The sequence below is a fragment of the Paenarthrobacter nitroguajacolicus genome, from assembly GCF_051027655.1.
Lineage (GTDB): Bacteria > Actinomycetota > Actinomycetes > Actinomycetales > Micrococcaceae > Arthrobacter > Arthrobacter nitroguajacolicus.
In genome coordinates this window covers 1597289-1615587 of sequence record NZ_CP073234.1, presented here as the reverse complement: position 1 = coordinate 1615587, position 18299 = coordinate 1597289, and the positions used below count along the sequence as shown (strand labels likewise).

Genomic DNA, 18299 nt, shown 5'->3' with positions numbered 1-18299 from the left:
TCCAGATTTACTTGGCTGCTTCGGCTTCGCCGGCTGCAGCCTCAGTTGCTTCGGGAGCCTCGGCTGCGGGAGCTTCTGCTGCCGGAGCCTCGGTTGCCGCTGCTTCTTCGGCCTTGCTGCCTTCGAGGAGCTCGCGCTCCCACTCAGCCAGCGGCTCTTCCGGAGCTTCGGTGGTGCCCGTTGCGCGCTGGTTGCGGGCGATGAGGCCCTCAGCTACGGCGTCGGCAACAACGCGGGTGAGCAGGTTGACGGAGCGGATGGCGTCGTCGTTACCCGGGATCGGGAAGTCAACTTCGTCGGGATCGCAGTTGGTGTCCAGGATGGCAACAACCGGGATGTTCAGCTTCTTGGCTTCGTCAACAGCAAGGTGTTCCTTCTTGGTGTCAACAACCCAGAGAACCGAGGGAGCCTTGGTCAGGTTGCGGATACCACCGAGGTTGGATTCAAGCTTGGTGAGTTCACGCTTGAGGAGCAGGAGCTCCTTCTTGGTGTAAGCCGAGCCGGCGACGTCGTCGAAGTTGATCTCTTCGAGTTCCTTCATGCGCTGGATACGCTTGGCGACGGTCTGGAAGTTGGTGAGCATACCGCCCAACCAACGCTGGTTGACATACGGCTGGCCAACGCGGGTAGCCTGCTCGGCAATTGCTTCCTGAGCCTGCTTCTTGGTGCCAACGAACAGGACGGTGCCGCCGTGGGCGACAGTAGCCTTGACGAACTCGTAGGCGCGGTCGATGTAGGACAGCGACTGCTGGAGGTCAATGATGTAGATGCCGTTGCGCTCCGTGAAGATGAAGCGCTTCATCTTCGGGTTCCAACGACGGGTCTGGTGTCCAAAGTGGACGCCGCTGTCAAGCAGCTGGCGCATAGTTACGACGGGCATGCCGACGCTCCTTCCGGCAGGTCATTCATGAGAGAGCCCATGGGGCTGCTCTTACCCTGCCAATAGTTGACGGTTGTTTAGCCTTTGCCCGGTTGGGCGTGGCTCCTGGCATCCATTGCACTTCTCATCCGGCACGGAGCCTGAGCTCGGCCGGACCGCAAGAGGCGCAATCCTCCGCAGCATAAAGCCTTGAGGCTTAGCTGGTGGAGGGCTGGATACGCGTAGTCAGCCTGGGACCCTCACATATCTGAATGAGACATGCTCCTGAACAAGCTTGAGGGCACAGCAAACTGCTCCACCAAGTGTACTACAGCGACCCCACCGATTTGACCGCGGGAAACCACCCGTTGTCCACATACGGCAGTCAACGTATCGCGTCGCCGGGGTTGCCCCGGGAGGCTGGTTCCATGACCGTTTTCAAGCTCACATTGACCACACTTCTTGTCTCCACCGTCGTTACTGGCAGCGCAGGCGCAGCTGCTCCAGCCGAAGCACAGTGGAGTTGGCCGCTCTCCCCCAAGCCTTCCGTCCTGCGGACGTTCGACCCACCGGACAAACCGTGGCTCAGCGGGCATCGGGGTGTGGACCTGGGGCCAACTCACGACGGCGCTCCCGTCACCGCGCCGTCTGATGGCGTGGTGACCTTTTCCGGCGTCGTAGTTGATCGTCCGGTACTAGCCATCGAGCAAGGCAATGGCCTCAAGAGCAGCTTCGAACCTGTGACCAGCGAATTGAAAACAGGTGACGCTGTCCGCAAGGGACAGGTCATCGGCACCCTGGAACCCGGCCACTGCAGCAGCGCCACCTGCCTGCATTGGGGGGTGCGGCGCGGCGAGGACTACGTCAATCCGTTGGGCTTCGTATCGGACATGCGGCCATCCATACTGCTGCCGCTCCACTGAGCCCCCGGCAACGTCCAAGTCCCCGCCGCGTTCCCGCCGCATCTCCCCGCCAGGTCAGCGAATGTTCTAGACGATGGCCGAAACGCCTGTGATGGCACGTCCGGTCACCAAGGTGTTGATCTCGTGCGTGCCCTCGTAGGAGTAGATGGCCTCGGCATCCGAGAAGATCTTGGCCATGCCGTAGTCCGTGACGATGCCATTTCCGCCCAGGATGCTGCGTCCCAGGGCGACGCTTTCGCGCATGCGCGCCGTAGTGAAGGCCTTCGCCAGGGCTGACTGCTCGTCCTTGGCCACTCCGGCGTCTTCGAGTTGGGCCAGACGAACCATCATGCCCATGGAGGCCACAGTGTTTCCGAGGATTTGCACCAGTTGGTTTTGCACCAACTGGAACGCTGCCAGGGGACGGCCGAACTGCTGACGCTCCACGGCGTAGCTGCGGGCGACATCGAAGGCAGCCATCTGCAGCCCCACGGCCTGCCATGCGACAGCCAGGCGGGTTACTTTGAGGACCTTGTTTGTGTCGCGGAAGCTGTTGCCGTTGGCGAGCTTGAAGAAGTCCGGCACCACCACATTGTCAAGAACGATGTCCGCATTCTGCACAGTACGCAGGGAGATTTTGTTTTCAATCTTGGTGGCCGAGTAGCCGGGCAGCGAAGTGTCCACCAGGAACGCCTTGACCTGGTTGTCCGCCAAGTCCTTGGCGTAGATGACCACCCAGTCGGAGAACGTGGCGTTGCCGATCCAGCGCTTGGCGCCATTGAGTATCCAGTTATCACCGTCGCGCCGGGCGGTGGTGCGCGTTCCACCTGCTACGTCCGAGCCACCCAGCGGCTCGGTCAGCCCGAAGGCGCCGATCTTCTTCAGGGAGTAAATGTCCGGCAGCCAGGCATCCTTCTGCTCTTGCGATGCGAGGGCTTCAATCGAGCCCGTGAAGAGGCCGTCGTGGACACCCATAAAGGTTGCAATCGAAGCATCCGCACGGGTCACTTCGGCGTGGAGCATACCGGCGAACAAGTTGGAGTACCCCTGGCGGCGGACGGGGCTGACAATATCCAGTTCGCCGAGCTTGGGAATGAGATCCATCGGGAACTCGCCACGGTTCCAGCAATCCACCGCGATGGGCTTGACCTCACGTGTAAGAAATTCGCGGACCTCCGCCAGGCGATCTTGCTCTTTTTCTGTCAGCATCTGCTCGAAGGCATAGAAGTCGCCGTCGGCATAGGGAAGGTTTGCGGCGTCAAATGCAGCGTTGGACATATTCGCTCCTTCAAGGGTGGTCACCTGCGACCACATCAGATCCGGACCAACCGCGCTGAACCCGAGGGGCGCCAGGGCGGCCAAGTTACCGGCGAGTAGTAAGTTACTGATCAGTAACATACCGCAGGTTCTTCGTTCCCCGCAACGCTGGAGTTTTCCTTTCTGGTTCCAAAGAACTCTTGTCGCAACGGACAGTTCTGTAACGTCGGTAGTGCAACGGTGCAGATGAATTTGGGGGAAGCACAGTGATCAATCCACGCTACGAGGCGATTCTGGTCCGCAATCGTCACCAGAATGGCCTTGATGACAAGACCCCGGAGGTGACCGGGTATCGTCCCGCCGGTGCTTTCACGCACATCACCTTTAGTTCCGGAAAGACATACAAATACTCGGCCGACAACGTCGTTGTTCTCCGAAATCCAGCGCCTATATTCCTCAAGCCGCGCGACACAGTCACGGTGCGGGGCAAGGTGTTTGAGGCAGTCACCGAGGTCCTCCGTTTCGATTCGCCCCACGGAACCTGGTTGCGCGTGTTTCACACTGGTGACGCAGGACCCGGATATGAAACCTGTCGTGACACCCAGATAACAATCTCCCAGCCGTCCGAGGAAGAAATAGAAGCCCAGGTCGTGCTGGATTATTGGCGTGACGTCGCCTCGAAACTGAGGGAGGACGATCCGCTACGCCGGCAATACGAGGACTTCAGGCGCGTCCCGGCAGGAAGCGCCCTTGAAGTCCTGCTCCAGCGCCAAACCCTGACTTCCCCCGAGAAGATTCAGCGGCATCCGATACTGCCTTTCTCGTCAAACATCAGCCAGCGCGAGGCTCTCCTGAAAGGACTTAGCAATCGAATAACGGTGATCGACGGTCCACCCGGCACGGGAAAAACCCAAACCATACTGAACCTTGTGGCCAACATCGTTACCGTTCCGGGCCAGAGAGTTGGAATCGTCTCCTTCAACAACGCCGCCGTGGAAAATGTCCGGGACAAACTGGCCGAGGAAGGCTACGGACACATCGTGGCTGACCTCGGTCGGAAGGAGAAAATTGCCGAATTCTTCGCCAGGCAGGAAGCCAGGAACGCCGCGGTCGATGAATTCGTCGGGCAATCACCTGCCGAGGCACCCCCGGCAGAATATGTGGCCGAACTCGACAGCCGCCTGCAGACCCTGCAAGGGACCGCCAGGCAACTGGCCATGTGGAAGCAAGAGCTCGACGCCTACCAGCTCGAGAGGCGGCATTTCCTGCTCCAGGCCGATACCCGTGAGTTGCCCGCACTGGAAGGCGTCCCGCTACTGCGTGCTCCGTCCGCTCGGATCCTCGAATTCCTGGCCGATACCGCATTCATGCCTGTCGAGTCCGGACCGGTCCGAAAACTTTTCCGCCGCCTGAGACTTCGTCTCCGATACGGACGACTCGGACGAGTTGATCCCCACGACACTGACGTCGTTCTGCGGCTTCAGGGCGCCTACTATGACGGCAAGGTCAAGGAGCTTGAAGCGCGTATCGATCAAGCGGGGCAGCTGCTGGCGAATGAAGACTACGGACGCCTTGAGGAGGAGCATCGGCTGGCTTCCAGGCAGACGCTCGAAGCATCTCTCCATAGCCGCTACGCCCAGACGCGCAGGCGGGTCCACTCAGAAGCCACGTACAGGTCAACCTTCGCGGAATTCACCGCTGACTACCCGGTAATTCTGAGCACGTGCCACTCCCTGCGACGAAGTGTTCCTACAGGACAGCTCCTCGATTACCTGATCATTGACGAGGCCTCCCAAGTTGATCTGCTCGCCGCCGGCCTGGCACTCTCCCGCGCCCGGAACGTCATTGTGGTCGGCGACCTTCAGCAACTGCAGCACATCGCCGATGAGAGAGCATCAAGGAACTCCGAGAAGGCCCCGTCCACCAGTGTGGACTACAGGAAGCACAACATTCTGTCCTCAATCATCGATCAGTTCGGCGATGACCTTCCCCGCACCATGCTTCGGGAGCATTACCGCTGCGATCCGGCGATCATCGACTTCTGCAACAGGAAGTTCTATGGCGGGAGGCTGGTCCCCTACACCTCCAGCGGGTCGGGCGGTCAGCCGTTGGTGGTCGTCCGGACAGCCGAGGGGAACCACATGCGGCAGCACAACAGCGGGGGCCGAACCAACCAGCGTGAAGCGGACGTTATTGCCAAGGAGGTCCTCGGGCAATTCTGCTCAGGTATCAGCAACGAGCAGATCGGCGTGGTGACCCCGTATCGACGGCAAGTGGACAAAGTAACCGAGGCCTTGCTCAACAGCATCCACGCCGACACAGTCCACAAGTTCCAAGGGCGGCAGAAGGACGTGATCATCATGAGCACAGTCCTGGACGAGACAAACAGCGGTCACCAAGGCGTCAGCTTCGTCGATGACCCGCACCTCGTCAACGTCGCCGTCTCCCGCGCAGTGAAACGGTTCGTGCTTGTTACCAACAATGAGATGCTGCCGAAAAGCCGACACCTTCGAGACCTGGTGCACTTTATTCGCTACCGAAATCCGGAGGATGGCGTCTTCGACAGCAACGTCCTGTCCGTCTTTGACCTCCTGTACAGAGAATACTCAGCACTGCTGCGCCCTTTGGCCGCCCGGCTCCGGAACAGCTCCACATACACGTCGGAGAATATTATCTGGACCCTCCTGTCGGAGATCCTCGAGGACGAACTGTTCTCCGACTTAGCTGTGGCGCCACAGGTCCTGCTGAAGAATTTGCTTCGCGATCCTGCGATGCTCACGTCCCAACAGGCTGCTTTTGTCCAGAACCGGGCAAGCCTGGACTTCGTGGTCTATAACCGCGTCACCAACATGCCCGTCCTGGCCATTGAAGTTGACGGTTTCGCTTACCACGAAAACAATCCCGCGCAGCAAGTCCGGGATGACCTCAAAGATGCCATCTGCCGTGCACATAAGATCCGTCTTCTGCGGTTGCCGACCACGGGAAGCGGGGAGGAAACCCGCATACGTTCCGAACTGGCAGCGGCGTTGGGCTGAACGGCCAGCAAAAGAGCCGTGGGCGACGAAGAATGAATCGTCGGCCACGGCTCCCGTGTGAAAGGTAGGGCTACTCGGACTTGAACCGAGGACCTTAGGATTATGAGTCCCGCGCTCTAACCAGCTGAGCTATAGCCCCGTGATGCCCGGGACAGCCGCCGCAAAGCAGCAGTTCCGGGCAAAGCACTCCAGCAATTCTAATAGGTGCCGGGGAGTGCTTTTGTCACACCACCATGTCCTCGTAAGAAGCGCCCCGGTAGAGGTCCTCAAATGTCTGGAGGGTGCCGTTGATGCTGTGCGGCTCCACCATCTCCCGGCTCAGCTTGCCCATGGCATCAAGCTCGTCCTTGGGAAGCTCCACGAGCTGGGTGATCCTGGCAGCGAGTTCGTTGCTGTCGTTGGGGGTGAAGAGGTAGCCGTTCTCCCCGTCACGAACAAGGTGCGGAAGCGCCATGGCGTTGGCAAGCAGCACAGGAGTGGAAGCCGACATGGCTTCCAAGGTCACCAGTGACTGGAGCTCGGCCGTACCGGGCATGCAGAAGATATCGGCCTTGATGTACGCCTCACGCAGGTCCTCGTCGCTCGCCAGCCCGAGGAACCTCACCCGATCTCCCAGGCCAAGCTTCGCAACCTGGGCCTCAAGGGCAGGGCGGACTTCGCCGCCACCCACTACTTCCAGGTTCACGTTCAGTTCGCGAGGGGTTTTAGCGACGGCGTCGATCAGCACGTTGATGTGCTTCTCTTCGGCAAGACGGCCCACGAACAGGACCGTGGGGTTGGCGTGGGGCTCGATGGTCTCACCGGGCTGGAGCTCATAGGCCGAAGAGTCGATGCCGTTGGAAAGGGGCAGGACCTTGCGCAGGAAGGCGTGCTGGTGCATGGCCTTGGCAGCAAGGGGCGTGGGCGTGGTGACCACATCCGCCTGGCCCATGACCTTGCCCATGTCCTTCCAGGAAATACGGCCAACGATGTCCTTGAACCACTGCGGGAACGGAAGGAACGGGTTGAGGTTTTCGGGCATGAAGTGGTTGGTGGCAACAATCCGGATTCCGCGCTTAACAGCCTCATAGAGGACGTGTTCGCCAATCATGTAGTGGCTCTGGATGTGGACGACGTCCGGTTGGACCTTGTCGAAAAGAAGGCTGATTTCCTTCTTGATTTCCCACGGGAAGCAGATCCGGAAGTACTCGTGGGTGAAGACGCCATGGGAGCGGAGCCGGTGAACCGTGGCTTCGTCACGGAACTCGGTGTAGCTCTTGCCCGTGTCCGGACGGCAGGCCAACACATGCACGTTGTGCCCACGTGCAGTCATCCCCTTGGCCAGGCGGTAGCCGAACTGGGCGGCACCGTTGACGTGCGGCGGGTAGGTATCCGCGGCAATCAGAATAGTGAGGGGCTTGTTGGTGTCGGGAATGGTCACGTGGAGAACTCCTGATGGTCACGGTGCGGACAGCATTGCTTGTGGCAATGCTGCGATGTCGCCGGGTTGCCGCCCGCAATAGGGGTGGCGCAAGGTAAAGCCCTGCCCTAAGCCTTCCGGCTGGCAGCCGCCTTCGCGTCCTTCTTGCGTTTGGTGACTTCCGGATGGTGCCGGCTCAGGGCAATAACCCCCACGATAGCAAGCGTAGCGGCCGCGGCCATGGCGATGGCCATCACGGCGTGGACATCGGGACGAAGCTCACCCAGGATCACGATGCCGATTGCAATGCCCACCATGGGGTCGATAACGGTCAGCCCGGCGATGACCAGATCCGGCGGACCACCCGAGTATGCACTCTGCACGAACCAGGAGCCCAGCCCTCCGGCGGCCACGATGGCGATGAGGGTGTACCACTGGACGTTGAGCAGGAACAGGCCGTTGGGATCGAGCAAGTGTTTGCCGATGATCCGGGTCAGGACGGCAACAAAGCCGAACAGGACACCGGCCCCCAGGATGTAGATAAAGGCACTCATGCGGTGCTTGAACATGACGGCCAGGGTTCCAAAAATGCCCACTGCAAGAGCCAGGAGGAGAACAATCGTCAGTTCGTCGTCGCTATTGACGTGATGATTCTCCTGCGTGACGTTGACTGCCAGCAGCACGAACAGCGCTGAACCCGTGACACAGGCGCTGATGGCAACCACAGTGGCACGGTTGATGCTCAGGCCTTGGTCCTTGGCGTTGACCACCGTGGTGATGACCAACGCGATGGCACCGATCGGCTGCACCACGGTGAGGGGTGCGGACACCAAAGCTATAGCGTTCATCACCATCCCGAGGGCAAGGAACAACAGCCCAAGCATCCAGCGGGGATTACGCAGAAGCCTCAGGAAGCCATTGGAGCTGAGCGCCAGGCCCCCGGTATCGGCTTTCACCGCGCTGCCTTGCCGCTGGGCACCGATAGCGAGGAAGAAGGCACCAACTACCGCGAGAAATACCGCCAGCCAGACCATCAGCCTCGTCCGCCGTCGTCGGTTTTCAATTCTTTACCCTTACGCAAGATGGCCCAAAAATAGTTGTAGGCCGCAATCCAGTGGCCGATCAGGCCGAAGCCCAGGAACGTCCAAGCAGCCACGAAGTAGACCTCGGTAAAAGCAATGGGCAGCTTGGACAGGACAAGCAATGGAGTGCCGACCAGCAGCAGAGCCGTGCGGATTTTTCCGATGATACTCACCGGCAGGTCCGGATGGCTGCGGAAGTAGATCAAAGATGCGATGGCCAGGACGGCGTCAGGTACCAGCAGCGCGGCCAGGTACCACCACTGCACGACGCCGGCAATCGCCAACGTGAACGCGACGGCAAGGAGGGCGGCCCGGTCGGCCATCGGATCCAGTATCCGGCCAAGTTTGGAGGTCTGGTCGAAGCGTCTGGCAATGTAGCCATCCACCCAGTCGGTGCTGCCCATGATCACCAGCACCAGTACCGCGAAGCCATACTCCTGCTCCGACAACACGAGCCAGACAAACAAGGGAACACCCATGAAGCGAAGGACCGTAAGGATGTTGGGGACAGTGAAGATGAGGTCATGATCAACCTGCGGCCGGTCGGGGTGCGACCCAGCTCCGATCAATCTCATCTTGTCCCCCCTTCCTCGTCTTCCGTGTTGGGCGCCGCCGGCAGTTGCTACTTCTTCAGCAACTTCCGCAGCGCAACAACGAAGACCACGGCAGCAGTGGCAAACGCTGCGAGGTCCTTCCACCGGGCCGAAAGCCGTTCGGTCAGGCTTTCGGGGACAGAGTCTTCAAGGGCCGCGAACTTCGCTGCAGCAAATTCCCTGCCTTCCTGGAACTTTCCGTTCGCGCTTTCCAGCAAAACCTGGCCCTGTTTCTTGACGTCCAGCTGTTCACCAAGTTCATCGCGGACACCGGTCAGGTGTTCACGGCGCCGCTTCAGGCGCGAGCGAAGCTCAGCTTCGGTAGGCGCCTTGACGGCATCTGCTTCCTTGGCGGCTTCCTTCGCGGCCTTTTCTGCCTTGGCCTTCTCTGCCGCTGCTTCCTTTTCAGCCTTGGCAGCCTTGGCAGCAGGTGAGTTGGGATCCAGGATCGACTCGTCGAAGTCGGAACCTTCCTTGGCAATTCCGAGATCGTGCTTGATCCCCCGGATGGTGTCCTCGGGGACCAAGGGCATGGCCTTCTTGAACTTGGCGATGCCGATCAAGGATGCGATAGCCACAACTATCAGGAAAAAGGCTGCAACAATGAGTGCCGCGAGCCAGCCGGGCATGATGGTGGCCAACCCAAGGATCGCCGCGACAACCAGCGCAATCACCAGTAGCGCCAGGAAGACAAGCGCCACTCCGAAGAAGGCGCCGGCGATGCCAACCTGAGTCGCCTTTCGCTTGAGTTCTACCTTCGCAAGGGCGATTTCGTCGTTGAGTTGCCTCGGAGCCAGCCTTGCTACGAGCTTGAGGGTCTTTGGCAAAGTACGAATGGCTGGTCCTTGACTGGGCCGGCCGGTGTGACGTCCACTCATGGGTTCCGCCTAACTGCTTCCTCTGGGCATCGTGTAGGGCGAACGCGGCGGAAAACCATTGCCACGGACACCTGTCCTCAAAGCTATCATTCAGGTTCCTGCTGAACTTTCGGGATCCCGCCGTGGCGCGCCTGTCATACATCCAATAAATATGATCCGGGCCATAGGATAGGTGATCGTGACCCCTCCCATTGCTCCGGGCGATTCTCTGAGCCGACGCGAAAAACTTGTCTACATTCTCCTGCTGGGTGCGCTGACGGCCCTGGGTCCTTTCACCATCGACCTGTACCTTCCGGCGTTCCCCGCCTTGGAAGAGAGTTTTGATGTCTCGGCGGCAGCGATCCAGCTCACTCTGACCGGGACAACGGTTGGCTTCGGGCTCGGCCAGCTACTGGTGGGGCCCTTCAGTGACAAAGTGGGGCGCCGGCTGCCGTTGATCCTGGCGACGGCTGTGCACATCGGATCTTCGCTGGGGGCGGCGCTGGCCACGGACATCGGGATGCTCTCCCTCTTCCGCGTGCTTATGGGAATCGGTGCTGCCGGAGGCGGCGTGGTGGCAATGGCCATGGTCCGGGACCTCTTCCACGGCTACTCCATGGTCCGGATGTTTTCAAGGATGTCACTGGTCAACGGCCTGGCACCGATCCTGGCACCGGTCATAGGATCCCAACTGCTGCTGGCATTCCCCTGGCCGGGCATCTTCTACTTCCTGGCCGGTTATGGACTGCTGGTGATCATTGCCTCCATCTTCTTCATTCGGGAGACACTTCCGGCAGCCCAGCGCGGAAAGTCCACCATCACAGTGGGGCAACGCTACAAGACCGTCCTGACGGACCGGATCTTCGTGGGCATGGTTCTGGTAGGAAGCCTGAATTTTGGCGGGCTTTTCGCCTACCTCTCGGCCTCCACCTTCCTCTTCCAGAACGTCTACGGCTTTTCCCCGCAGGAATACGGCATCCTGTTCGGCATCAACTCCCTGGGTATCGTGGCAGGCGTACAGATCAGCTCGCGCTTGATCCGGCGGGTGGCCCCGCAGTGGATCGTGGCGGGGGCCACGGTCTTCATGCTGTTCACTGCCCTGCTGATCGTGGCGCTTGACCTGTTCCATGTGGGGCTGTGGGGAATCCTCGTTCCGTTGTGGTTCTACATCTGCGCAACCGGCTTCATGTTCCCGTGCGTTCAGGTGCTGTCCTTGGCCAACCACGGCGCACAAGCGGGCACCGCTGCATCCCTCCTGGGCGCGTCCCAGTTCATGATGGCCGGAATTGTCCCGCCCGTCGTCGGTTGGTTGGGCGTCAGTTCCGCCGTCCCCATGGGCGCCGTTATGGCCGCCTGCATCACCGGCGCGATTGCCGCGTTGTGGCTGGTAGTCCGGCCCCGCTCTGTTCCCTCCATCCATTAGCAGCAGCCCCGTAGGCTGTGACCATGACTAATAAACCGCACCGCAACGGCAGGGGCTTGTTCCTCGGCGCTTTGCTCGGCGCCGTCGCCGGTGCCCTTCTCGGTCGCGCCGCCGGCAGTGCGCTGTTTGGCGCCATCCTGGGTGCCGTGATCGGCGCCGCTGTGCTGTACCGCGTGAATCCTGGCCCTTGGAAGCGGGACTAGGCTAACTCCCACCGGCGACCCGCCGCCGTCGAGAGTTACCAAACCCTCCCCTAACCGCCTGCTGCAGGGCAGAATGGTGGCCAGCCGGGGTTACCGGTGTGCAACCGGTGAAGGGGACATCACATGAGCACGGCTGTTGGATTTCGGGGCAACGTGCGCGGGCTGGCAACCGTGCGGAGGTTGCCGCTGACGCTGGGTCTCGTAGGGCTCTTCTGGGTGCTGGGTGCCGTCTCCGGTAGCCTCGTCAACGGCCCCGGCCAAGTCTTGTTGGATCAAGTGGGAATCGGCCTGGCGGTGGAACCCGGACCGTGGTGGTCCATCTTCACATCAGCATTCTTCGCCTCCTCCCTGCTGGATTACCTGGCCTGTACAGCCGCGATCCTGGTGGGTGTCGGCATCGCCGAACGCGTCATGGGCCCTTGGCTTGCTTTGGCCGCCTTCGTAGCCGGTTCAGCCCTCAGCGCCCTTGTGCTTGTAGCACTCGTAACCTTCGGAACGGATGCCAGCGACCAATGGCTCAGTTTCCTGGGCGGCGAATACGTTGTGGGTGCCTATGGCGGCGCCGCCGCTGCGTTAGGGTGCTCGACGGCGGCACTCGAGGCTTTGTGGCGACGTCGCCTGAGGACGTGGCTGCTGGCCGCGACGCTGATGTTTGCCCTGTTCGTGGGGGTCGCCCAAACCCTGCAGGCACTTGCCGGAGCCGTGATCGGCATCCTGGCGGGCTGGGTCATCCAGTCGCTGGTGCTGCGCCACCGGGCGGGATCGCTCCACTCCTCAAGCCTTCGCGAGACGCGCTTCCTGGTGGGCACCGTGGTGGGTGTCTTCGCGGTTGGACCTTTGCTCACCCAACTGACCGGAACGTGGGAAATCGGGCCCCTCTCCGTTGTTTCCGAGGTCATGCTCCAGGCCAGTCCCGACGCCGATGAGGTGCAGGAAGCGTGCAATAACGACAACAACTGTGTCACGTTGCAGAGCATCGTCGGCGTCCAGAGCTTCGGAGCGGCGATCCTGACACTGATTCCGGTTCTTCTGCTGCTCGTCTGCGCCGAGGGGCTCCGGCGTGGCCGCCGGCTCGCATACAGGCTGACACTCGTTATCCAGCTGTATCTGGCTGCCGTAACTGTCCTGTCCATCGTCCAGTACGTTACAGATCCGGACGTCACGTTAGGCGACGACGACTTCGCGTACCTCCTCCTGTACGCGGTCCCTGCGGTCCTCGCCCCTGTCATCATCGTGGCGCTGCTTCTGGTAAACCGGCATAAGTTCCGGGTCGAGTCGAGCGACGCCGGTTACAGGGTCCTTGGCCGGACCTCGCTCATCCTCGCCGTTGCTGCCGTGATCTTCTACGTCGCGTTCTGGTTCATTGAAGGCAACCCGGGACGCTCCACCCTGCTGGATCTGGCCGGGCAGCTGACACACATTCTGGTTCCCTTCCCTGTCCCGTTCGTGGTGGCTCTCCCGCAAGGCCTGCTAAGCACGGTGGTGTACGGACTGGGCGGGGACATCATTTGGCTGTGCATCCTTGTACTTGTCCTGAACAACTTCCGTCGGTTCCGGATGCTCGCCACTGATCCGGCAGCAGATCTGGGCCATGCCAGGGAGCTGTTGCATGATGGCGGCGGAACGCTGTCCTGGATGGCTCTATGGGACAACAACCAGTACTGGTTTACCCCGAACAGGAAGGCCGGTGTTGCGTACCAGGTCCACAACGGCGTGGCCCTCACAGTTGCGGGGCCCTTTGGCGCAAGCGAACTCCATCCTGAGGCGGCCGCGGGCTTCGTAAAGCACTGCTCCAGCCTTGGGCTGGTTCCGTGCTTCTACTCAGCCACGGCAGAGCTCGACGCTGCGCTGATCCCCCATGGCTTCAGGAAACTGGAAGTGGCGGAAGAGACACTCCTCAACGTCCAGGCCATGACCTTCAAGGGGAAGGAATGGCAGAACGTCCGCACGGCACTGAACCGCGCAGACAAGCTCTCCATCAAGGACCACTGGTACAGCTACCCCGGGATGCCGCCGGGAATCAGGGCACAGCTCGCCGAGATTTCCGAAGAGTGGGTGGCTGACAAAGCACTTCCTGAGATGGGCTTCACCTTGGGTGGCTTGAATGAGCTCAAAGACCCCGAGGTGCTTTGCTGTGTAGCCGTGGACGATGACGGCCTGGTCCATGGAGTCACCAGCTGGCTGCCGGTCTTCAGCGACGGGGTCATCTCAGGGTGGACCCTGGACTTCATGCGCCGCCGCACCACAGGCTTCAAGGGCGTCATGGAGTTCCTCATCGCTTCTGCCGTGACGCACTTCAAAGAAGAAGTACCCCAAATCTCGTTGTCCGGCTCTCCCCTCGCCAATGCAGGATCCGATGCCGGCGAGGGAGACCACAGCACCGTGGACCACAGCACCCTGGACCGGGTCCTTGCGCTTCTCGGGAACGCACTGGAACCCATGTACGGCTTCAAGTCGTTGGCCGCCTTCAAGTCCCGTTTCCAGCCTGAGCATCGGACCTTGTACATGTACTACCAGGACCCGTTGGCCTTGCCGTCCATCGGTATCGCTGTGGGTTCCGCCTACCTGCCAGGGCTCTCCCCCGCTCAAAGCGCGGGGCTGTTGCGGCAGATGGTAGCCAAGGAGCCCGCCGCATGACACCGAAGCGGGTCTCCCGGCCATGAACGAGATTCTGAAGCTCGAGATCAGCGGACCCGTGGTCATGACGATTGCCGGGGTGATCGGCGTCGGGTTCTTCATGCTGCTGTTCCTCAGGCCGTCCGCGCGCTGGGCCCTCACCGCGATCACGGCCGTCGTGGTCGCAGCCCTGTTGGGATGGTTGACCGTGTGGATCGTAGAGGACGTGATGGACGTCTTCCATGTGGGGCTCACCCCGCGGGTGTGGTTCTGGGCGATTTCCTGCTTCGCGGCCCTGGGTCTTGCCGTGGTTAGCTTCCGTCATAGCCCACGGTGGCGGAAAACGGTGGCTGCAGTGTCCCTTCCAGTGTTCGTGGTGGTCGCGGCCCTAGGCATCAACACGGAGTTCGGACTGAACAAGACGTTGGGCTCGGCCTTGGGAATCTCTACGGAGGATGCCATTCAACTGGCCAAACCGGACCCGGACGCCTCCATTCCGGCGGGTCCCCTGTGGCAAAGCTGGAAGCCCCCGGCCAACCTGCACGCGAAGGGCGAAGCGGGCACCCAGGTGATTCCAGCCACCGCCTCCGGTTTCGATGCCAGACCCGCGGGCATCTATTTGCCCCCTGCCGCCCTGACTGCCAATCCGCCCAAGTTGCCCTTGTTCGTCCTCATGATGGGCCAGCCGGGACTCCCTGATCCGCAATACGTTTCGGCCGCCTTGGACGAGTTCGCTGCCAGGAACAACGGCCTGGCCCCTATCGCGATCGTCGCAGACCAGATTGGCCCGGACCAAAATGACACCCTCTGCCTGGACACCGCCAAGTACGGCAACGTGGAGAAGTACATCAACGAAGACGTGGTGAACTGGGCCAAAGCCAATTTGAACATCCTCCCTGACCGCGAACACTGGACCATTGCCGGTTACTCCAACGGCGGCCAATGTGCCATTTCCTTCGCGGTCAAATACCCGGAGATGTGGGGCAACGTGGTGGACATCTCCGGCGAAGAATTCCCTGGTGCAGAGGATCCGGCCGGCAACCTTGCAGCGATCTTCAACGGCAACCAGGCTGCCTACGACGCCCAGAAGCCCATCAACATCATGAAAGGCAGGCAGTTCCCCAATACGACGGCCGTTTTCACCGTGGGCTCGGACGACACAACCTATGTGGCGGCGGCAAAGGCGGTCTCCGCAGCCGCCCGGGATGCAGGAATGACTGTGACGTACTACGAGGTGCCCAACGGCGGTCACGTGGGCCTGGCGCTGAATGCGGGACTCACGAAGGGCTTTGAGGTTCTTTATCCGAGGCTGGGCCTGTCCAAGTAGGCCTTACCCTTTTCCGGTCCACGCCCGGGCGATAAAGTTGAGATGTGCCACATTGGCAAGAGCTGCAGCCGCTACCGGCACCGTGGCAGCGTCGGGATGAACGCATCCTGCCGCTGTGGTGGGACAGGCTGTGCTCCGTGACCAGTCCCCAGTCGGCCGCCCTCTACGCCGCCGGGCTCTTTACAGACGACCGTCGCCGCCCCATTGCCCAGTGGTACAACCCCGAAACGGACGCCGCGCTCCTGGTCGCGCCGGAGACCTCACCTGAATGGCCGGTCCAGCGCTTCGGCATCTTCTATGCCCCGCCAGGTGGTGGCTTCACCCGCGTCTACTCGGCGCCCCACGAGTGGCATCCCCGCGAGCCCAGGACTCCGCCCACCGAGCAGGATTCATTCCTGGCTGCGGTGGCCGAGGCCGCCCGTTTCCTGCAAGTGGAGATGGATTTCGTCTGATAAAAGGCGGACCCCGCACCAGCAGTGATGCCGGCACGGGGTCCTTATGCTCCTCCGACTGGACTTGAACCAGTAACCCTTCGATTAACAGTCGAATGCTCTGCCAATTGAGCTACGGAGGAATGAAGCGGTTATGACTTTAGCAAAGGTTCTACCAGAATGCGAAATCGGCGCCGGATACCCCCTGGGGGTATAAAAATACCCCCGTTCCGAAAGATCGGAACGGGGGTATTGTGCGCTCCTCCGACTGGACTTGAACCAGTAACCCTTCGATTAACAGTCGAATGCTCTGCCAATTGAGCTACGGAGGAATGAAGCGGTTACTAGCTTAACAGGGGCCCGCCGGAAAACGAAATCGGGGCTTCTAGCCGTCCGAGCGTAGTGCCCTGCGCTCCATTTCAAGCTGCATCAGCTCCCTGTTCAGCCGCTGGAATTCCTCCGGATTGGCTCCTGCATCCAAGCGCTGCAGCTGCCCCATCTTGTCGGCCTTGATCCGGGTGATCTGCAATTCGAAGAGACGGGCCAGGATGTCGCGGCAGTATCGCTGCATGGCCTCGGGGGTGCTCGCCGGCAGGGGCGTTACGGCCAACTCCGAGACCAAAGGCCGTAGCGGTTCCGGGACTTCCTGGCGGACTTGTTCCACCCAGGCCACAGGGTCATCCGAGTGGGCGAGGCCCGCAGCCCGCACAGCAGTGTGGACGGCCGCATAAGCAGGCGTAGTGAAGTGTGAGGCCTCGAAGCGTTCCCAGGCTCCCCCGCCGAGCACTCCCGGCTCCTGGAGGACAACCTCGAGCGCTTGGCGTTCCATACCGGCTATGGGGTCCCTGGGGTCGGGTCGTTGGAAGACCGGGCCGCTCGACGGCGGTGCTGCCGCCGTCGCCGCCTGTCCGGCCGGGCCTGCAGTGCTGGCACCAGCGGTGCCGCCGGAAGCGGCTCGCTTGGCGGCCGCCCCGACGTAACCGCTGACTTCCTCGATGGGCATGCCCAACCAACCTGCCAGGTTGCGTGTGTAGCCAGGCCTGGTGGCGGAGTCCCGGATCTGTGCCACCACAGGGGCGGCTTCGCGCAGGGCAGCTACACGGCCTTCCACGGTGTCCAAATTGTGGCGGCGGAGAGTGGCCCGGATAGCAAACTCGAAGAGTGGCTTGCGGGTACTGATGAGCTCGCGCACCGCGGCGTCGCCCTTTAGTTGGCGAAGATCACAGGGGTCGGCGCCGGAGGGCTCCACTGCGACGTACGTCTGGGCGGTGAAGCGTTGGTCTTCCTCGAAAGCCCGCAGAGCCGCCTTCTGGCCGGCTGCGTCGCCGTCGAAAGTGAAGATGACCTCTCCCCCGCTGCCGTCGTCCGAGAGCAGCCGCCGGGCAACCTTGATGTGCTCGGTACCGAAGGCAGTACCGCAGGTAGCCACCGCCGTCGTGACTCCTGCGAGGTGGCAGGCCATGACGTCGGTGTATCCCTCGACCACTACCAGTTGCCGTTCCTTGGCGATATTCCGCTTGGCGATGTCGATCCCGTAGAGGACCTGGGACTTCTTGTAGAGCGTGGTCTCAGGGGTGTTCAGGTATTTGGGGCCCTGATCGTCTTCGAAGAGTTTGCGTGCACCGAACCCGATGGTGTCGCCCGCGATGTCCCGGATGGGCCAGATCAGCCTGCCGCGGAAGCGATCGTAGATGCCCCGGTTTCCTTCGGAGAACATGCCTGTGAGCTTCAGTTCCGCATCAGTGAACCCGCGTCCGCGGAGGTGCTTGAGCAACGCGTCCCAGCCCTGGGGCGCGTATCCCACGCCAAAGTGTTCGGCAGCGGCGCGGTCAAAGCCACGGCCATCCAGGAAGTTGCGCCCCTCGGCCGCGCCGGGGGTCAGCAGTTGGGCGCGGAAGAACTCATCGGCGATCTTGTGGGCGTCCAGCAGACGCTGGCGCTTGCCCACTTCCTCACGGCTGGGACCGGTGCCGCCGTCCTCGTAGCGCAGCTCGTAACCGATTCTGGCGGCAAGTTTCTCGACAGCCTCGTGGAAGGAACTGTGGTCCATCTTCTGCACAAAGGAGATGGCGTCGCCGTCCTCACCGCAGCCGAAGCAGTGGTACCTGCCCACCTGCGGGCGAACAGTGAAGGAGGGCGAGCGTTCGTCATGGAAGGGGCACAGGCCCTTGAAACTGCCCAGCCCGGCGCCCTTGAGGGTGACGTAACCGTCAACGACTTCCTTGATATCCGTGCGCTGGCGTACTTCGTCGATATCTTCACGTTTGATCAGGCCAGCCACGTGACCATCCTAGTCGCTTGCCCCAGGAGTCCCC

At 61.3% G+C, this 18299-nt stretch carries 14 protein-coding genes and 3 tRNA genes; 7 read left to right on the top strand and 10 right to left on the bottom strand.

The window, feature by feature from the left end; all coding sequences use genetic code 11:
• Positions 1 to 7: 7 nt before the first annotated feature.
• Positions 8 to 880, bottom strand: coding sequence for a 30S ribosomal protein S2 (gene rpsB, locus KCX59_RS07815; RefSeq protein WP_017199410.1), 873 nt, complete (start codon positions 878 to 880; stop codon positions 8 to 10).
• A gap of 407 nt (positions 881 to 1287) precedes the next feature.
• Between rpsB and KCX59_RS07810 the strand changes: the two genes are divergently transcribed.
• A complete protein-coding gene (locus KCX59_RS07810; protein ID WP_179019058.1) occupies positions 1288 to 1782 on the top strand; it encodes a M23 family metallopeptidase in 495 nt (164 codons plus the stop codon).
• Between the two features lie 66 nt (positions 1783 to 1848).
• Here KCX59_RS07810 and KCX59_RS07805 read toward each other — a convergent pair whose 3' ends face one another.
• Positions 1849 to 3039, bottom strand: coding sequence for an acyl-CoA dehydrogenase family protein (locus KCX59_RS07805; RefSeq protein ID WP_179019060.1), 1191 nt, complete (start codon positions 3037 to 3039; stop codon positions 1849 to 1851).
• Between the two features lie 245 nt (positions 3040 to 3284).
• Between KCX59_RS07805 and KCX59_RS07800 the strand changes: the two genes are divergently transcribed.
• Complete coding sequence (locus KCX59_RS07800; protein WP_179019062.1) at positions 3285 to 6053, top strand: AAA domain-containing protein; 2769 nt, start codon at positions 3285 to 3287, stop codon at positions 6051 to 6053.
• Positions 6054 to 6118: 65 nt separating this feature from the next.
• Here KCX59_RS07800 and KCX59_RS07795 read toward each other — a convergent pair.
• The 5 genes from KCX59_RS07795 to KCX59_RS07775 all read right to left on the bottom strand — a co-directional run bounded on the left by KCX59_RS07795 (position 6119) and on the right by KCX59_RS07775 (position 10005).
• Positions 6119 to 6192, bottom strand: a tRNA-Ile gene (locus KCX59_RS07795).
• Positions 6193 to 6276: 84 nt separating this feature from the next.
• A complete protein-coding gene (locus KCX59_RS07790) occupies positions 6277 to 7473 on the bottom strand; it encodes a glycosyltransferase (protein WP_091466357.1) in 1197 nt (398 codons plus the stop codon).
• 107 nt (positions 7474 to 7580) lie between these two features.
• Entirely contained in the window at positions 7581 to 8486 is a 906-nt protein-coding gene (locus KCX59_RS07785) for a DMT family transporter (RefSeq protein ID WP_091466355.1), read from the bottom strand.
• Positions 8486 to 9109: a CDP-alcohol phosphatidyltransferase family protein gene (locus KCX59_RS07780; RefSeq protein WP_178996431.1), complete on the bottom strand. Its 624-nt coding sequence runs from the start codon at positions 9107 to 9109 to the stop codon at positions 8486 to 8488. Before KCX59_RS07780 ends, KCX59_RS07785 begins: the two co-directional genes overlap by 1 nt.
• Positions 9110 to 9156: 47 nt before the next feature.
• Positions 9157 to 10005, bottom strand: coding sequence for a phage holin family protein (locus KCX59_RS07775; RefSeq protein WP_179019064.1), 849 nt, complete (start codon positions 10003 to 10005; stop codon positions 9157 to 9159).
• 172 nt (positions 10006 to 10177) lie between these two features.
• Here KCX59_RS07775 and KCX59_RS07770 point away from each other — a divergent pair, with 172 nt between their 5' ends.
• The 5 genes from KCX59_RS07770 to KCX59_RS07750 all read left to right on the top strand — a co-directional run bounded on the left by KCX59_RS07770 (position 10178) and on the right by KCX59_RS07750 (position 16005).
• On the top strand, positions 10178 to 11407 hold the full coding sequence (locus KCX59_RS07770) for a multidrug effflux MFS transporter (RefSeq protein WP_179019066.1): 1230 nt from the start codon (positions 10178 to 10180) through the stop codon (positions 11405 to 11407).
• Positions 11408 to 11430: 23 nt separating this feature from the next.
• Entirely contained in the window at positions 11431 to 11610 is a 180-nt protein-coding gene (locus KCX59_RS07765) for a glycine zipper domain-containing protein (RefSeq protein WP_017199401.1), read from the top strand.
• Positions 11611 to 11733: 123 nt separating this feature from the next.
• Positions 11734 to 14247 carry a bifunctional lysylphosphatidylglycerol flippase/synthetase MprF gene (locus KCX59_RS07760; RefSeq protein WP_179019068.1) on the top strand — a complete coding sequence of 838 codons (2514 nt, stop codon included), beginning with the start codon at positions 11734 to 11736 and terminating at the stop codon, positions 14245 to 14247.
• A 22-nt stretch (positions 14248 to 14269) separates the two neighbouring features.
• Positions 14270 to 15553: an alpha/beta hydrolase gene (locus KCX59_RS07755; protein WP_179019070.1), complete on the top strand. Its 1284-nt coding sequence runs from the start codon at positions 14270 to 14272 to the stop codon at positions 15551 to 15553.
• A 44-nt stretch (positions 15554 to 15597) separates the two neighbouring features.
• Positions 15598 to 16005, top strand: a complete 408-nt coding sequence (locus KCX59_RS07750; protein ID WP_011774207.1) for a hypothetical protein — start codon at positions 15598 to 15600, stop codon at positions 16003 to 16005.
• A 49-nt stretch (positions 16006 to 16054) separates the two neighbouring features.
• Here KCX59_RS07750 and KCX59_RS07745 read toward each other — a convergent pair.
• From KCX59_RS07745 to dnaG, 3 genes are all read right to left on the bottom strand, one after another.
• Positions 16055 to 16127 (bottom strand) — tRNA-Asn (locus tag KCX59_RS07745).
• 116 nt (positions 16128 to 16243) lie between these two features.
• Positions 16244 to 16316: transfer RNA gene (locus tag KCX59_RS07740), tRNA-Asn, on the bottom strand.
• 53 nt (positions 16317 to 16369) lie between these two features.
• Positions 16370 to 18265, bottom strand: a complete 1896-nt coding sequence (gene dnaG / locus KCX59_RS07735; protein ID WP_178996441.1) for a DNA primase — start codon at positions 18263 to 18265, stop codon at positions 16370 to 16372.
• Positions 18266 to 18299 lie beyond the last annotated feature (34 nt).